Source organism: Mesorhizobium sp. M2A.F.Ca.ET.043.05.1.1 (assembly GCF_003952445.1).
GTDB lineage: Bacteria > Pseudomonadota > Alphaproteobacteria > Rhizobiales > Rhizobiaceae > Mesorhizobium.
Genome location: NZ_CP034446.1, coordinates 6,283,811 through 6,300,000 on the forward strand (window position 1 = coordinate 6,283,811; position 16,190 = coordinate 6,300,000).

Genomic DNA, 16,190 nt, shown 5'->3' on the forward strand with positions numbered 1-16,190 from the left:
TGGCTAAGGAGGCCGCGCATTTCCGCGCCTGGCTTAACCCCTGGCGTTTCCTTCGGTTCCGGCCTTGCGCCGGCTTCAGTCAAAGGCATTTCGCTTCCATGGCGCGTATCGTGATGAAATTCGGCGGAACCTCGGTCGCCGACATCGCCCGCATCCGCAATGTGGCGCGCCATGTCAAACGCGAGGTCGATGCCGGCCATGAGGTGGCGGTCGTGGTGTCGGCGATGGCCGGCAAGACCAACGAACTGGTCGCCTGGACGCGCGAGGCCTCGCCGATGCATGACGCGCGCGAATATGACGCGGTCGTCGCTTCGGGCGAACAGGTCACCGCCGGCCTGTTGGCAATCACGCTGCAGAGCATGGGGGTGCACGCCCGCTCGTGGCAGGGCTGGCAGATCCCGATCAAGACTGACAATGCGCATGGCGCGGCGCGCATCCTCGACATAGACGGCGCTTTCCTGATCAAGCGCTTCGGCGAGGGCCAGGTGGCGGTGATCGCCGGTTTCCAGGGCATCGGCCCGGACAACCGCATCGCCACGCTCGGCCGCGGCGGCTCCGATACAAGCGCCGTCGCGATCGCCGCGGCGGTCAAGGCCGACCGCTGCGACATCTACACCGATGTCGACGGCGTCTACACCACCGATCCGCGCATCGAGCCGAAAGCCCGGCGCCTGGCCAAGATTTCCTTCGAGGAAATGCTCGAAATGGCTTCGCTCGGCGCCAAGGTGCTGCAGGTGCGCTCGGTCGAGCTTGCCATGGTACACAGGGTGCGTACCTTCGTGCGGTCGTCCTTCGACGATCCCGATGCGCCCGGAATGGGGGATTTGCTCAATCCGCCCGGAACGCTCATTTGCGACGAGGAAGAGATCGTGGAACAGCAGGTCGTCACCGGAATTGCCTACGCCAAGGACGAAGCGCAGATTTCGCTGCGCCGCGTCGGCGACCGTCCAGGCGTCGCCGCCGGCATTTTCGGCCCGCTGGCCGAAGCCAACATCAATGTCGACATGATCGTCCAGAACATCTCCGAGGACGGCAAGTTCACCGACATGACCTTCACCGTGCCGTCCGGCGATGTCGACAAGGCGCTTGCCGTGCTGGAGAAGCTGAAAGCCGAAGTCGGTTACGATGTCGTGCAGTCGGAAGCCGGCATGTCGAAGGTCTCGGTCATCGGCATCGGCATGAGGAGCCATGCCGGCGTCGCCGCCACCGCCTTCAAGACCCTGGCCGACAAGGCGATCAACATCCGCGCCATCACCACTTCCGAGATCAAAATCTCGATACTGATCGACGGTCCCTATACGGAACTTGCAGTTCGTACTTTGCATTCCGTCTACGGTCTGGATAAGCAATAGCAAGAACTGAGTCAGTTGTTGCGTGAACGCCGGCCGCAGGAGAAACTGCAGCGGGCGAAATGCCCATTGGAGAACAAGCCGCGATGCGTGATACGGCCGGTGGCCCGCGCGTTCTGCTCAAACGGCTTCGCGAGCTCATGCAGGAGCCGCTGGAGCCGCAGGAGCGGCTCGACCGCATCGTGCGCGACATCGCCTCCAACATGGTGGCGGAAGTCTGCTCGCTCTATGTGCTGCGCGCCGACTCCGTGCTCGAGCTCTACGCCACCGAGGGTCTGAACCCGAACGCTGTCCACCTGTCGCAGTTGCGGCTGGGGCAGGGCCTGGTCGGCACGATCGCCGCCAGCGCGCGGCCGCTCAACTTATCCAACGCGCAGGAGCATCCGGCTTTCGCCTACCTGCCGGAGACGGGCGAAGAGATCTACAATTCCTTCCTCGGCGTGCCGGTGCTGAGGGCGGGGCGCACGCTGGGCGTGCTGGTGGTGCAGAACAAGACCATGCGCCATTACCGCGACGACGAGGTCGAGGCACTCGAAACCACGGCGATGGTGATCGCCGAGATGATCGCCACCGGCGATCTCGCGCGCCTGACCCGGCCCGGGCTGGAGCTCGACCTGCGCCGCCCGGTGAGCTTCACCGGCCTCTCCTTCAATGACGGCGTCGGGCTCGGCCATGTCGTGCTGCACGAGCCGCGCATCGTCGTCACCAACCTGTTCAACGAGGACAGCGAGGAGGAGGTGCGCCGGCTGCAGTCCTCGCTCGGCTCGCTCAGGCTTTCCATCGACGACATGCTGGAGCGGCGCGAAGTCGCCTTCGAGGGCGAGCACCGGGAGGTGCTCGAGGCCTATCGCATGTTCGCCAATGACAGCGGTTGGGTGCGCCGGCTGGAAGAGGCGATCCGCAACGGCCTGACCGCGGAAGCGGCGGTCGAGAAGGTGCAGAGCGACATGCGCGCCCGCATGCTGCACATGACAGACCCTTATCTGCGCGAGCGGATGAGCGATTTCGACGACCTTGCCAACCGGCTGCTGCGCCAGTTGATGGGGCGCGGCCCGGAGGATGTCGCGGCCTCCCTGCCCAAGGACGCCATCATCGTCGCCCGTTCGATGGGCGCGGCCGAACTGCTCGACTATCCCAGGGACAAGCTGCGCGGCCTGGTGCTGGAGGATGGCGCCGCGACCAGCCATGTCGTCATCGTCGCCCGCGCCATGGGAATTCCCGTCGCCGGCCAGATGAAGGGCGCTGTTTCCATGGCGGAAAACGGCGACGCCATCATCGTCGACGGCGAGGAGGGCACCATCCATCTGCGGCCGCAGTCGGACCTCGAGGCCGCATACGCAGAAAAAGTCCGGTTCCGGGCCCGGCGGCAGGAAGTCTATCGCGAGCTGCGCAAGAAGCCGTCCGTGACTAAGGACGGGGTTCCGGTCGATCTCCTGATGAATGCCGGTCTTGCCGTCGACCTGCCGCAGCTGACCGAATCGGGCGCCGCCGGCATCGGCCTGTTCCGCACCGAATTGCAGTTCATGGTGGCCTCGACCTTTCCGCGCGCCGAGGCGCAGGAGCGGCTCTACCGTGACGTCCTCGATGCCGCGCGCGGCAAGCCGGTCACCTTCCGCACCATCGACATCGGTGGCGACAAGGTGCTGCCTTATTTCAAGGGCGCGATCCAGGAGGAAAACCCGGCGCTCGGCTGGCGCGCGATCCGGCTGACGCTCGATCGTCCCGGCCTGCTCAGAACGCAGATTCGGGCGCTGCTGAAGGCCAGCGGCGGCCGCGAGCTGAAGCTGATGCTGCCTATGGTGACCGAGCTGTCGGAGATCGCGCAGGCGCGCGAGATCATCGACCGGGAGGTCCGGCACCTATCGCGCTTTGCCCATCACCTGCCCACCAGCCTCAAGCTCGGCGCGATGCTGGAAGTGCCCTCGCTCTTGTTCCAGCTCGACGAATTGATGAAGGCGGTGGATTTCGTTTCGGTCGGCTCCAACGACCTCTTCCAGTTCATGATGGCGGTCGACCGCGGCAACACGCAGCTCGCCGACCGTTTCGACACGCTTTCGGCGCCATTCCTGCGGGTGTTGAAGACGATTGCCGATGCCGGCGTGCGCAACAACACGCCGGTGACGCTCTGCGGCGAGCTGGCCGGCAAGCCGATCTCGGCGATGGCGCTAATCGGCCTCGGCTTCCGCTCGATCTCGATGTCGCCGGCCTCGATCGGCCCGGTCAAGGCGATGCTGACAGAGCTGCCGCTGCAGGAGCTGAAAGACTTCTTCAAGGACAATCTGATGGCGCCCAGCCTGGGAACGCCGATGCGGGCGCTGCTGCAAGCCTTTGCCGACGACCGTTCTATTCCGCTCTAGATTCACGTGAGGGCGGTCTGCAAATGGCGATTTTCTGCGCTTCCGGTGCTCATGTACCTAAATGTACATTCCGCTCCGGTTCTCGAAACTCGCCATTTTCGACTCGCCCTGACGTGAATTCCATCGAAGTTCGAAGACCATGATCAACCTGCCTCGCGACCGCATGGATCAAGTCGTCAAGCGTTTCGACATGCTCGAAGCGCAGATGGCGGCCGGGCCTGCCGCCGATCAATATGTCAAAATGGCTTCCGAATATGCCGACATCCAGGAGATGGTGGGCAAGATCCGGTCGTTGCGAGCCGCCGAGCAGGAGCAGGCGGATCTCGAGGCGATGCTCGCCGACAAGGCAACCGATGCCGAGATGCGGGCCTTGGCCGAGGCGGACCTGCCTCAGGTGGAGAGCCGCATCGAGGCGCTGCAGAAGGATATCCAGATACTGCTCCTGCCCAAGGACGCGGCCGATGAGAGGAACGCGATCCTCGAAATCCGCGCCGGCACCGGCGGCGACGAGGCAGCGCTGTTCGCAGGCGATCTCTTCCGCATGTATGAGCGCTACGCCGCCTCGCGCGGCTGGCGGTTCGAAGTCGTTTCGGCAAGCGACGGCGAGGTCGGCGGCTACAAGGAAATCATCGCCTCGGTGTCGGGAAAGGGCGTGTTCGCGCATCTGAAGTTCGAATCCGGCGTTCACCGCGTCCAGCGCGTGCCGGAAACCGAAGCCGGCGGGCGCATCCATACCTCGGCGGCAACGGTCGCCGTGCTGCCCGAGGCCGAGGAGGTCGATATTGATATCCGGCCGGAGGATATCCGCATCGACACAATGCGCGCCTCGGGGTCCGGCGGCCAGCATGTCAACACCACCGACTCGGCGGTTCGCATCACCCATCTGCCGACCGGCATCATGGTGGTGCAGGCGGAGAAGTCGCAGCACCAGAACCGGGCGCGCGCCATGCAGATCCTGCGCGCGCGTCTCTACGACCTGGAGCGTAGCCGCGCGGATGAGGAGCGCTCGTCGTCGCGAAAATCGCAGGTCGGGTCCGGCGACCGGTCGGAGCGCATACGCACCTACAACTTCCCGCAAGGGCGCGTCACCGACCATCGCATCAACCTCACGCTCTACAAGCTCGACCGGGTGATGATGGGCGAGCTCGACGAGGTCATCGACGCGCTGATCGCCGACCATCAGTCGAAGCTGCTTGCCGATATGAGCCTCGATGGCTGATCGACTGCCCGCTGCGCTTGGCCCGCTGCTCAGGGCGGCGCGCGAACGTCTGGCCGCCGACGGCATTGACGATCCCGCGCTCGATTCCCGGCTGATCGTCGAACATTTCTCCGGCACGACCCGCACCCAGGCCATTGCCGAACCAGGGCAAAAGGTGGGTTCGGCGGCGCTTTCCGCCATCGAAGCGGCCCTGAGGCGTCGCGTCGCAGGCGAGCCGGCGCACCGCATCCTCGGCTACCGCGAATTCTACGGCTTGCGACTGTCGCTCTCCCCGGAGACGCTTGAGCCCCGGCCGGACACCGAGACGCTGGTCGACGCCATTCTGCCTTTCGCCAGGACAACTGCCGAACGGCTCGGCGAATGCCGCATTCTCGATCTCGGCACAGGCACCGGCGCCATCGCGCTGGCCCTGCTCAACGCCGTTCCGGCTGCCAGCGCGACGGGCGTCGACATTTCACCAGACGCATTGGCGACTGCGGCCGGAAATGCCCGGGATCTGGGGCTCGGCGGGCGCTTCAAAGCCTTGCATTCCAACTGGTTCGAAAAAGTTTCGGGGTCCTACCATGTAATTGCCTCGAACCCTCCCTATATACCCAGTCGAGAGATTGGAAATCTGCAGGACGAGGTCCGCGATTTCGACCCGCACCGGGCCTTGGATGGCGGTGCGGATGGTTTGGACCCCTACCGGGTCATTGCCGCCGGAGCGGCAGGATTTCTGGAAACGCAAGGCAGAGTAGCGGTCGAGATCGGCCACACGCAGAAAAACGAGGTCAGCGGAATATTCGCGGCAGCGGGCTATGTGTTAACCGGGACACATCGCGACCTCGGTGGCAATGACAGAGTTCTGGTGTTCGAGCGGCGAAAGCCCTGATGCAGCGCGAAAAAACCGCTTGGCAATATAAGGGAATGCAGTTAGGGTCCGGCTCAACCGGATGAGACGAAGCAGGCAGTGCTCCCAGCGATTCGGTTTTCCTTGGAAATAGCTGCCTTCTTGCGCAAACGACGCCCAAGCTTCGTGCGGGAATCGTCCGGCAAGTGATGTAACCGGAACAGGATGGCACGTGGCGCCAACGCAATTGATGCGGGCGAACGCCGGTGAAGAAACGAAACGGCTGGCTGCATGAGCGCCTCCGTTCGTGAAGAGTTTTTCGAAAATTCACTATGAAGAGAGTCTAATGAGGCCACAACAGCAGAACAGGCGCATGCGCGGTCGCAATAACAATGGCGGCGGTGGCAACAACAACAACCGCAAGGGGCCAAATCCCCTGACCCGCACCTACGAGAGCAACGGCCCGGACGTGAAGATCCGCGGATCGGCTCAACAGATCGCCGAAAAATACGCCACACTCGCCCGTGACGCGCAGAGCTCCGGCGACAGGGTGATGGCGGAGAACTATCTCCAGCACGCCGAGCACTACAATCGCATCATTGCCGCCGCGCAAGCGCAGATGCCGATCCAGAACGCCCAGCAAAACCGCGACGACTTCGACGACGATCTCGATGAGGATCGTGACGAGTTCGATTCTGTCGGCAACAGCAACGGCAGTGGAGCCGAGGCGCCGGCCGCGGCGAATGGCTCAGGGCCGCAGCCTGTGATCGAAGGCACGCCGGCGGAACTTGCCTACAACCAGGAAAACGGCCGCGACAACAACCGGCGCGACAACAACCAGCGCGACAACCGCGACAACCGCGACCGGCATCGTGACCGCCGCAACGGCGGCTATGGCCAGTATGGCCAGAACGGTCAGCGTGGCGACAACGCCCAGCGCGGCGAGCATGGCGGCCAGCAGTTCGACCAAAACCGGCGCAATGAGACCCCGGCGCAGCCCGAGGCCGCTGGAGAGGCCGGATCCCAGGCCGAGCAGGCGCCGCAGTTCGACAGTTTCTCGCCGGCAGCGCTCGCCGCACAGGCGGAGCTCAACGAAGCCGCCATGGACAATGGCGGCGGTCGCCGGCCGCGGCGTCCGCGCCGCCCGCGCGGCACCTACGCCGACCAGGCCGGCAATGGCGAGCAGGGCGACCAGCCGCAGGGCGCAAGCCCCGAAAATTCAGGCGAAGCACATAACGCGCCGAGCAATGGCGGCGAGGCCGGCGCCAAGCCGGCCGAAGAGGCAAGGCCGGCAAGCGAGCCTGTCGCCAGCGAGCCGGCGCCGGTCGCCGGCGAAGCTCCCGGCGAGCCTGTGACCGCCGACGCCAACAACTGACGCAAACACCATTTCAGGCATTGCAGACGGCGGGGATCTTTCTCCGCCGTTTTCCTTCGCGCGCGGCTAAAGCGCGTCACGGCGCGCTTTAGCTCTCTTTGCTCGATGCATTTCGCTTGCCCCAAAACAGCCGCGCACTTTTGGGCGACATGCGGTGGAATATTCTGCTTTGATCGGCATCAAGGCGTCTTGAGGGACCGCGGCCCATACACCATATCTCGGCTGAACAGGGCTCGGCTCCTATGAGCGGGTCCGTCACCGCAATCTGATCCGGTGCCGCAAAGCGGGCCGGTGACGGAAGGAGACAGATATGAATCTTGAAAAATACTCGGAGCGCGTGCGCGGCTTCATCCAGTCCGCGCAGACCATGGCGCTCTCGCGCAACCATCAGCAATTCACGCCTGAACATATGCTGAAGGTGCTCGTCGACGATGACGAGGGCCTTGCCGCGTCCCTGATCGAGCGCGCCGGCGGCAATGCCCGCGACGTCAAGCTCGGCGTCGAGACGGCACTCGAGGCAATGCCCAAGGTCGAAGGCGGCAATGGCCAGCTCTATCTTGCCCAGCCGCTCGCCAAGGTGTTCTCGACCGCCGAGGACCTGGCCAAGAAGGCCGGCGACAGCTTCGTCACCGTCGAGCGGCTGCTGCAGGCGCTTGTCATGGAGAAGTCGGCCAAGACCGCCGACATCCTGTCCAAGGCCGGCGTCACCGCGCAGGCGCTCAACCAGGCCATCAATGATATCCGCAAGGGCCGCACCGCCGATTCGGCGAGTGCCGAGCAGGGCTATGACGCGCTGAAGAAATATGCGCGCGACCTGACGGCCGACGCCCGCGCGGGCAAGCTCGATCCGGTCATCGGCCGCGACGACGAGATCCGCCGCACTATCCAGGTGCTGTCGCGCCGCACCAAGAACAACCCGGTGCTGATCGGCGAGCCGGGCGTCGGCAAGACGGCGATCGCCGAGGGCCTGGCGCTGCGCATCGTCAATGGCGACGTGCCGGAATCGCTGAAGGACAAGCAGTTGATGGCGCTCGACATGGGCGCGCTGATTGCCGGCGCGAAATATCGCGGCGAGTTCGAGGAGCGGCTGAAGGCCGTGCTCAACGAGGTCACCTCGGCCAGCGGCAACATCATCCTGTTCATCGACGAGATGCACACGCTGGTCGGCGCCGGCAAGGCCGACGGCGCTATGGACGCGTCGAACCTGTTGAAGCCCGCGCTGGCGCGCGGCGAGTTGCACTGCGTCGGCGCGACCACGCTCGACGAATACCGCAAGCATGTCGAGAAGGATCCCGCCCTTGCCCGCCGTTTTCAGCCCGTCTTCGTCGACGAGCCGACCGTGGAGGACACGGTTTCGATCCTGCGCGGCCTGAAGGAGAAATACGAGCAGCACCACAAGGTGCGCATCTCCGATTCGGCGCTGGTGTCGGCGGCGACGCTTTCCAACCGCTACATCGCCGACCGCTTCCTGCCGGACAAGGCGATCGACTTGGTCGACGAGGCGGCGTCGCGGCTGCGCATGCAGGTCGATTCCAAGCCCGAGGCGCTGGACGAGGTCGACCGCCGCATCATGCAGCTGAAGATCGAGCGCGAGGCGCTGAAGGTCGAGAAGGACGAGGCTTCGAAGGACCGGCTTGCCCGGCTGGAGAAGGAACTCGCCGGCCTGGAAGAGGAGTCCACCGAGCTCACCTCGAAATGGCAAGCCGAGAAGCAGAAGCTCGGGCTCGCCGCCGACCTCAAGAAGCAGCTCGACGAGATGCGCAACGAGCTGGCGATCGCGCAGCGCAAGGGCGAGTTCCAGCGCGCCGGCGAGCTTGCTTATGGCAAGATCCCGGAACTGGAGAAGAAGCTCAAGGAAGCCGAGGCCCAGGACGGCAAGACCGGCATGGTGGAAGAGGTGGTCACCCCTGATCACGTCGCGCATGTCGTGTCGCGCTGGACCGGCATTCCGGTCGACAAGATGCTGGAAGGGCAGCGCGAGAAGCTGCTGCGCATGGAAGACGAGATCGGCAAGCGCGTCGTCGGCCAGGGCGAAGCCGTGCAGGCGGTGTCCAAGGCCGTTCGGCGCGCCCGCGCCGGCCTGCAGGATCCGAACCGGCCGATCGGCTCGTTCATGTTCCTCGGGCCGACCGGCGTCGGCAAGACCGAGCTCACCAAGGCGCTGGCAAGCTTCCTGTTCGACGACGAGACGGCGCTGGTGCGCATCGACATGTCGGAGTTCATGGAGAAGCACTCCGTCGCCCGGCTGATCGGCGCGCCTCCCGGCTATGTCGGCTATGAGGAAGGCGGCGCGCTGACCGAAGCGGTGCGGCGCCGGCCCTATCAGGTCGTGCTGTTCGACGAGATCGAGAAGGCGCATCCGGATGTGTTCAACGTGCTCCTGCAGGTGCTCGATGACGGCCGCCTGACCGACGGTCAGGGCCGCACGGTCGACTTCCGCAACACGCTGATCATCATGACGTCCAACCTCGGCGCCGAATACCTGGTCAGCCTCAGCGATGATCAGGATGTCGATGCCGTGCGTGACGAGGTCATGAGCGTGGTGAAAGCCTCGTTCCGGCCGGAGTTCCTCAACCGCGTCGACGAGGTGATCCTGTTCCACCGGCTGCGTCGGCAGGACATGGACCGCATCGTCGAGATCCAGCTCAAGCGGCTGGAGAACCTGCTCGTCGACCGCAAGATCACGCTGTCGCTCGATCACGACGCGATCGAGTGGCTGGCCTCGAAGGGCTACGACCCGGCCTATGGCGCCCGGCCGCTGAAGCGGGTGATGCAGAAGGAGCTGCAAGACCCGCTGGCGGAGAAGATCCTGCTCGGCGAGATTCTCGACGGTTCGACCGTCAAAGTCACGGCGGGTTCCGACCGGTTGAACTTCCGCTCGAAGCCGACGGTGGTGGCGACGGAAGCCGCCGCCTGATCTCCGGCAAGTTGGAATGAACAAGCGCGTCGCACCGAACCGGTGCGGCGCGCTTTGTTATTTTCGGGGACTGCGCATAATCGGCTGCCGATTCGGATGACCGGGAAGGACTCGATGAAGCTCGACGATTACAACGGCTTCTGCGCTTCATTGCCCGCCACGACGCATGTCGTCCAATGGGGCGGCGCCCATGTCTGGAAGGTCGGCGGCAAGGTGTTCGCCATCGGCGGCTGGAACGACGGCGGCGAGCTTTTCGTCACCTTCAAATGTTCCGAGATGGCCTATGACGTGCTCAAGGATCAGCCGGGCTGCCGGCCGGCGCCCTATCTCGCTTCGCGCGGCATGAAATGGATCCAGCGTCAGACAAGCCAAAGCATGGATGATGCGGCGCTCAAGGACTATCTGCGCGAAAGCCACCGCCTGGTCGTGCTGAAGCTGACCAGACAGGCACGCAAGCAATTGGGGCTCGCGCAGACTGGCTAATGTTCGTCAAGGTACTGGAAATCCGCCATCTTCATGCCCGGTTCATGTTGGAACCTTAACTTGGGTAACTGGTTTGCTGGCGAAGATTCGCCCGTCAGAAGCCAGAGTCGACCGGAGAGCTTGACCCCCATGCTGCGCTTGATCTTTTCCCTTTCGGCACTCGCGGCCGGGCTGGCGTCTTCCGGCGCGTTCGCCGCGCCGAGCGCGGATGGCCCGCAAGGCGTGCGCCCGGCTGAGCGCGGCGCGCTGATGCTGGCCCAGGAAGGCAATATCGATATCTATTACGACGCCAGGGGCAATCGGGTGCTGGTCGATGCCGACACCGGCAAGGTCATCGCCATCCAGCCGCCGGGGAGCAGGCTCGACCGCCGCGCGCTTCGCCGGCAGATGCGCACGCAGGAGCTCGGCCGCGTGCCGGCCGAGGATGACGACCGCTACTATCTCGACAATCCCGAGGACATGGCCCGCTTCCGCCGGCGGCAGCTGGAGGAGAACGGCCGGGTCATCCCGCCGCCGGCCGACGAATACGATCCCAACAGCGGCGACAATTCCGTCGATGCTTATCCGCCGGCGCCCAACAATGACGAAGGCTACGCCACCACCTATCCGGAAGAGCCGAAGTCCAACACCATCAAGCGCCAGCCGCTGAACGAGGCGTCGATCGACCCGGAGCAGCCGGGCCAGGGCGAGGTGCTGCAGACCAATCCGGAGGCCTCGTTGCCGCCGAACACGGGCGGTAAGGCCAGTGTCGATCCGTCGCTGTCGCTCGGGGTGCGTCAGGATGTCGCCGCGCTGCAGGTGCTGCTCGATCGCGGCGGCGCCTCGCCGGGCGTGATCGATGGGCGCTTCGGCTCCAATGTCGACAAGGCGCTGGCCGCCTATAACGAAATAAACGACACCAATCTCAAATCGACCGATGCGGTCGGCATCCAGGCGGCGCTCGCCCAGTCGGGCGGCGACGCCTTCGCTTCCTACACGATCACGCCGGAAGATGTCGCCGGCCCGTATGTCGCCTCGATCCCCGAGGACTACAGCCAGAAGGCCAAGCTCGACTGCATGTGCTACACCTCGGTCACCGAGGCGCTGGCCGAGCGCTTCCACATGGACGAGACCTATCTGAAGTCGATCAACAAGGGGGTGGACTTCAATCGCCCCGGCACGATGATCAAGGTCGCCAATTTCGGCAAGCTGGTCTCGACGCCGGTGACGCGCATCGTCGCCGACAAGACCAAGAAGGAAGTCTACGCCTATGATGGCAGCGGCAAGCTGGTCGCGGCCTATCCGGCCACCATCGGCTCGGCCGACACGCCGTCGCCGACCGGTATCCATGCCGTCTCGCGCATCGCGCTCGACCCGAACTACACTTACAACCCCAACATCAATTTCAAGCAGGGCCAGAACGACAAGATCCTGACCGTCCCGCCGGGACCGAACGGTCCGGTCGGCTCGGTGTGGATCGCGCTAGACAAGCCGACCTACGGCATCCACGGCACGCCCGATCCCTCCAAGATCGGCAAGACCGAGAGCCATGGCTGCGTGCGCCTGACCAACTGGGATGCGCGCGAGCTTGCCAAGCTGGTGTCGCCGGGCGTCACGGTGGAGTTCGTCGGCGGACCGACAATCGCGGAGGTCGGCGGGACCTCAACCGATGAGTTTACGCAGCAGTGAGGCGCGCGGCGCGGCGGCATAGATGAGCTGCACCAGCAGGATGAAGCCTATGCTGAGCAGCGGCGTGATCAGGCACAGCGCCGCGCCGACCGCCCACAGGGCCTGCGCCTTGACGATGCGATTGTAGACGGTGCGCCGCGTTTCAGCGTCGACGTCCTCGGCGATCATGCCGTTCCTGTCGGCATACCACCAACTGGCGAACAGCGTCGCGCCCAGCATCAGCAGGTTCAGCCAGTAGACCAGCACCGCGATCCTGAACTCGAGGAAATCGGCCAGCAGGTCGGTCGAGAAGGGCAATAGCGCGATAAAGGCAAGAAAGCACAGGTTGAGCGTCGCCAGCCTTCGGTCCGACTTCGCGATCAGGCCATGCTGCGCCTGCTGCCCGAACCAGAAGATGGTGAGCGTCAGGAAGCTCAGCGCATAGGTCAGAAAGCGTGGCGCCAGCGCGAGGATCGCGCCGAGCAGCTCGCCTTCCGAATGCACCGCCTCATGCGCCGGCACCCTGATCTCCAGCACGATCAGGGTCAGCGCGATGGCGAAGACGCCGTCGGTTATGCCGACAATGCGCCCGCGTCCTTCCGCCGATGGTTCGAGCGGCCGCTTCATGGCTCCCCCTACACGCAATGCTGGAACCTAGCACGCGATCGGCGGTTTGCCTTCAAGATTGGCGCCCACCTCCCCACCCGGCAGAGCCGGATGATGTCAGGTCGAATCGACCTGAAATCTGAATCCGTCTTTGAATCAAAAGAGATGGAGCATGATGTCGCCCGAAAACCGCTTCACACTTTTCGGCATCATGCTCCAGTGTCGCCTGGTTTCAAGAACAGCGATGCTCTGGCTCGTTGTTGCAATCATTCCGGAGGGCTAAGCAGGGATTCATGTCATCCGCGAACGAAACCACCGCCGATTCGCATTCGACCGCGCGGGCGAACGGCACATTCTGTCCCCAGACGCAGCACAAATTCGTGCTGGTGTCGGCAATCCTTGCCTCGGCGCTCGGCTTCATCGACGGCTCGATCCTGGCGATCGCCATGCCGGCGCTGCGCGCCGACCTCGGCGCCAGCCTGGCGGAGGCGCAGTGGATCTCCAACGCCTATGCGCTGACGCTCTCGGCGCTCATCCTGGCTGGCGGCGCCGCAGGCGACCGGTTCGGGCTGCGGCGCGCCTTCGTGACCGGCATCGCGCTGTTCATCGCCGCCTCGCTCGCCTGCGCGGTGGCTCCCGACCCGGCCATATTGATCGCCTTCCGCGCCATCCAGGGCATCGGCGCGGCGATCATGGTGCCGGGCAGCCTCGCCATCATCGCCAAAGCCTATCCGAAGAAGGAGCGCGGCCGGGCGATCGGCATCTGGGCGGCCGCATCGGCGCTGACCACGGCGCTCGGCCCCGTTCTGGGCGGCTTCGTTTTGACGACGTTCGGCAACGGGGTCTGGCGCGCTATCTTCGCCATCAACCTGCCGCTCGGGCTGATCTCCATCTATCTGCTTTTGGCCAAGGTGCCGGCCGACAAACCGACCGAAAAACGCAGCCTCGACCTTGGGGGCGCCGCGCTGGCGACGCTTGCCTTCGGCCTGCTCGCCTATGGACTGACGGCCATGAATGCCGAAGGCGGCGGAATGCTGTCAACGCCCGCGATTGTTGCCGGTGTGGTCCTGCTCTTTGTCTTCATCGCTTATGAGCGCTGGCAGCGCGATCCGATGATCGATCTCGGCCTGTTCCGCATCCGCGCCTTTGCCGGCGCCAACCTGGCGACATTCTTCCTCTATTTCGCGCTGTCGGCCAATCTGTTCTACCTGCCGATGCTTCTGATCGCCGGCTGGAGGTTGAGCGAGGCCGAGGTCGGCTTCATCTTCCTGCCGTTGTCGGCATTGATCGCGCTTCTGTCCGGGCCGGTCGGCCAGTGGTCGGACCGGATCGGTCCGCGCTTTCCGATCGCTTGCGGCAGCATGGTCGTCGCCATCGCCTTCGCCGGCCTCGCTTTGCTCACGCATTTCGGCATCCACAATTTCTGGACCGGGACATTTCCGCTGATGGCGCTGATGGGGCTAGGCATGGCGCAAGTCGTGTCACCGTTGTCGACTGCGGTCATGACGTCCGTCGAGGACAAGGATACGGGCGCCGCGTCCGGCATCAACAATGCGGTCTCGCGCGTCGGCGGCCTGATCGCGGTGGCGGCGATGGGTTCGCTGGCGGCCTGGGTTTACGCGCGGATCATCGGCAATGCTTCCGGAGTGCCAGGTTTCGGCGAGCCGCCCGCTTCCGGGCTTGCGGCCAATCTCGACGCGGCCAGAGTGGCGGCAAGCGATTCGGCTTTCACCGCGGTCGCGGCGGTCACGGCGCTGCTTTGCGTGTTTTCTTCCCTTATCGCCTGGTTCACGGTTTCCGGACAGGCATCGCCCTGGCCGCGGCAGACAGACGAATCGCGCGATTAGAGCAATTCCATTGTGAGCGGTTAGGCCCGTCGACTTCGCCGTAGCCTTCCGTCTGGAATTGCGTGAAACAGGTGGAGCGGTTCCTGGAACTGCTCAGTTCGGAAGCTGCGAATCAGTCTTGGCGCTGGCGACCTTCAGCGAGTTGCCGTCTTCCTGCTTCAGAAGATCGTCGATGCGCTCGCGCTCTTTCTTGAAGGCCACGAGATCGTCACCCTTCAGCACCTTGCCGACCGGCAGGCGCACGCGCATTGAATCGACCTTGGTGCCGTTGACGATCAGCTCGTAGTGAAGATGCGGGCCCGTCGACAGGCCGGTCTGGCCGAGATAGCCGATGACCTGGCCTTGGCGGACATGGACGCCGGGCTCGATGCCTTTGGCAAAAGCGCTCTGGTGGTTGTACGACGTCTCGTAGCCATTGGCATGGCGGATGATGATCTGCTTGCCGTAGCCGCCGGCCCAGCCGGCCTTTTCCACGACGCCATTGCCGGCCGCGATGATGGGCGATCCGATCGGGGCAGCCCAGTCCGTGCCGGTGTGCATGCGCACATAGCCCAGAATCGGGTGACGGCGCGCGCCGAAGCCGGAGGTGAAGCGCCCGTTGGGCAGCGGGTTGCGCAGCAGGAACTGCTTGGCGCTCGAACCGTTCTCGTCGAAATAGTCGGTGCTGCCGTCCTGCATCTGGAAGCGATAGAAATTCCGTGTCTGCCCGCCGAAGGTCGCCGACACGTAGAGAAGCTCGGAATTGTCGGAGGTCTGGTCGTCGCCGTCGGGCTGCGAGAACAGGACCTCCAGTCGATCGGCCGGCGAAAGCCGCGACTGGAAATCGACGTCGGAAGCGAGAAGCTTGATCAGCTTCTGCGTCATCGCTTTCGACATGCCGTAGGAATAGGCGGTGCGATAGATGCCGTCATAGACATTGGGCAGGTTGCCGCGCACCACCACGGGCTGCGAATCATCGAAGGCGGTCAAAAGCTCGGGATTTGGCTCCGGCTCCTGGGCCGGCACATACTGGCCGCGGTCGTCAAGCGCGATGGTGACGATATGCGTGGTCTTGTCATATACGCTGGTGCGCACGACCTTGGCGATGTCGCCGCGTACTTCGAGCCCGACACGCAGCACCGTTCCGGCCTTGAGCGCCGTGGTGTTCAACAGCTTGCCGATCGCCTCCGCCATGCCGGTGGCGTCAGCGCCGGTGTAGCCCGAATCGGCATAGGCCTCGGCGATATCGGTATCCTCGGTGAGGGGAATGATTTCCTCGGCGAAGGCCGGCGTCTGGTCGTCCAGCGTGGCGCGCGGCGCCACCGAAACGTTTTCCTGGGTGATCTTCACGTCGTAGGAACCGGCCATCGATTCGGCGAAGGCGTCGCCGAATCGCTGCGGATCGACATAATGCAGCGCCGCCACCTGGACGGCGCCGTCGCTCAAGCCGTTGCTGGCATCGCGAACCACCTTTTCCACCTCGTCGGCCGACAGGTCGCTTTTTTCGTCGAATGAAGCCGTCTCGATCGGGAAATCGACCGTCTTGAGGCTCATTTCGCTCTCGACCTTGGCGCCGTAGATC

At 64.3% G+C, this 16,190-nt stretch carries 11 protein-coding genes (1 of these 11 cut by a window edge); 9 read left to right on the top strand and 2 right to left on the bottom strand.

The annotated features are described in order from the left end of the window. Positions 1–98: 98 nt before the first annotated feature. The 8 genes from EJ069_RS30330 (at position 99) to EJ069_RS30365 (ending at position 12,197) form a co-directional block, all read left to right on the top strand. Entirely contained in the window at positions 99–1,352 is a 1,254-nt protein-coding gene (locus tag EJ069_RS30330) for an aspartate kinase (protein WP_126064252.1), read from the top strand. Positions 1,353–1,435: 83 nt separating this feature from the next. Continuing rightward, positions 1,436–3,706, top strand: a complete 2,271-nt coding sequence (gene ptsP / locus EJ069_RS30335; protein ID WP_126064253.1) for a phosphoenolpyruvate--protein phosphotransferase — start codon at positions 1,436–1,438, stop codon at positions 3,704–3,706. 139 nt (positions 3,707–3,845) lie between these two features. After that, positions 3,846–4,925, top strand: coding sequence for a peptide chain release factor 1 (gene prfA / locus EJ069_RS30340; protein WP_126064254.1), 1,080 nt, complete (start codon positions 3,846–3,848; stop codon positions 4,923–4,925). After that, entirely contained in the window at positions 4,918–5,796 is an 879-nt protein-coding gene (gene prmC / locus EJ069_RS30345; protein WP_126064255.1) for a peptide chain release factor N(5)-glutamine methyltransferase, read from the top strand. Before prfA ends, prmC begins: the two co-directional genes overlap by 8 nt. Positions 5,797–6,127: 331 nt before the next feature. Beyond that, positions 6,128–7,129, top strand: coding sequence for a DUF4167 domain-containing protein (locus EJ069_RS30350; protein ID WP_245456364.1), 1,002 nt, complete (start codon positions 6,128–6,130; stop codon positions 7,127–7,129). Between the two features lie 310 nt (positions 7,130–7,439). Continuing rightward, positions 7,440–10,046 carry an ATP-dependent chaperone ClpB gene (clpB, locus tag EJ069_RS30355; protein ID WP_126064257.1) on the top strand — a complete coding sequence of 869 codons (2,607 nt, stop codon included), beginning with the start codon at positions 7,440–7,442 and terminating at the stop codon, positions 10,044–10,046. A 114-nt stretch (positions 10,047–10,160) separates the two neighbouring features. Further along, entirely contained in the window at positions 10,161–10,529 is a 369-nt protein-coding gene (locus tag EJ069_RS30360; protein WP_126064258.1) for an MmcQ/YjbR family DNA-binding protein, read from the top strand. 129 nt (positions 10,530–10,658) lie between these two features. Next, positions 10,659–12,197: a L,D-transpeptidase family protein gene (locus tag EJ069_RS30365; protein ID WP_126064259.1), complete on the top strand. Its 1,539-nt coding sequence runs from the start codon at positions 10,659–10,661 to the stop codon at positions 12,195–12,197. On the opposite strand, the gene EJ069_RS30370 is transcribed toward EJ069_RS30365, so the two are convergent. Continuing rightward, a complete protein-coding gene (locus EJ069_RS30370) occupies positions 12,171–12,803 on the bottom strand; it encodes a TMEM175 family protein (protein ID WP_126064260.1) in 633 nt (210 codons plus the stop codon). The genes EJ069_RS30365 and EJ069_RS30370 overlap by 27 nt on opposite strands. A 272-nt stretch (positions 12,804–13,075) precedes the next feature. Here EJ069_RS30370 and EJ069_RS30375 point away from each other — a divergent pair, with 272 nt between their 5' ends. Continuing rightward, positions 13,076–14,629, top strand: a complete 1,554-nt coding sequence (locus EJ069_RS30375; RefSeq protein ID WP_126064261.1) for an MFS transporter — start codon at positions 13,076–13,078, stop codon at positions 14,627–14,629. Positions 14,630–14,722: 93 nt separating this feature from the next. Here the strand turns inward: EJ069_RS30375 and EJ069_RS30380 are convergent, their stop codons facing one another. Continuing rightward, positions 14,723–16,190, bottom strand: partial view of a M23 family metallopeptidase gene (locus EJ069_RS30380; RefSeq protein ID WP_189476043.1) — the 3' portion only. The gene runs 512 nt beyond the window's last position; the window shows 1,468 of its 1,980 coding nt (coding positions 513–1,980); its start codon lies off the right edge, out of view; it ends in the stop codon at positions 14,723–14,725.

What these genes read in the sequence shown, in the direction of transcription:
- prfA (WP_126064254.1), top strand. Translation starts at nt 3,846, where the DNA reads ATGATCAACCTGCCTCGCGACCGCATGGATCAAGTCGTCAAGCGTTTC.
- clpB (WP_126064257.1), top strand. Translation starts at nt 7,440, where the DNA reads ATGAATCTTGAAAAATACTCGGAGCGCGTGCGCGGCTTCATCCAGTCC.
- prmC (WP_126064255.1), top strand. Translation starts at nt 4,918, where the DNA reads ATGGCTGATCGACTGCCCGCTGCGCTTGGCCCGCTGCTCAGGGCGGCG.
- EJ069_RS30370 (WP_126064260.1), bottom strand. Translation starts at nt 12,803, where the DNA reads ATGAAGCGGCCGCTCGAACCATCGGCGGAAGGACGCGGGCGCATTGTC.
- EJ069_RS30375 (WP_126064261.1), top strand. Translation starts at nt 13,076, where the DNA reads ATGTCATCCGCGAACGAAACCACCGCCGATTCGCATTCGACCGCGCGG.
- ptsP (WP_126064253.1), top strand. Translation starts at nt 1,436, where the DNA reads ATGCGTGATACGGCCGGTGGCCCGCGCGTTCTGCTCAAACGGCTTCGC.
- EJ069_RS30365 (WP_126064259.1), top strand. Translation starts at nt 10,659, where the DNA reads ATGCTGCGCTTGATCTTTTCCCTTTCGGCACTCGCGGCCGGGCTGGCG.
- EJ069_RS30360 (WP_126064258.1), top strand. Translation starts at nt 10,161, where the DNA reads ATGAAGCTCGACGATTACAACGGCTTCTGCGCTTCATTGCCCGCCACG.
- EJ069_RS30330 (WP_126064252.1), top strand. Translation starts at nt 99, where the DNA reads ATGGCGCGTATCGTGATGAAATTCGGCGGAACCTCGGTCGCCGACATC.
- EJ069_RS30350 (WP_245456364.1), top strand. Translation starts at nt 6,128, where the DNA reads ATGCGCGGTCGCAATAACAATGGCGGCGGTGGCAACAACAACAACCGC.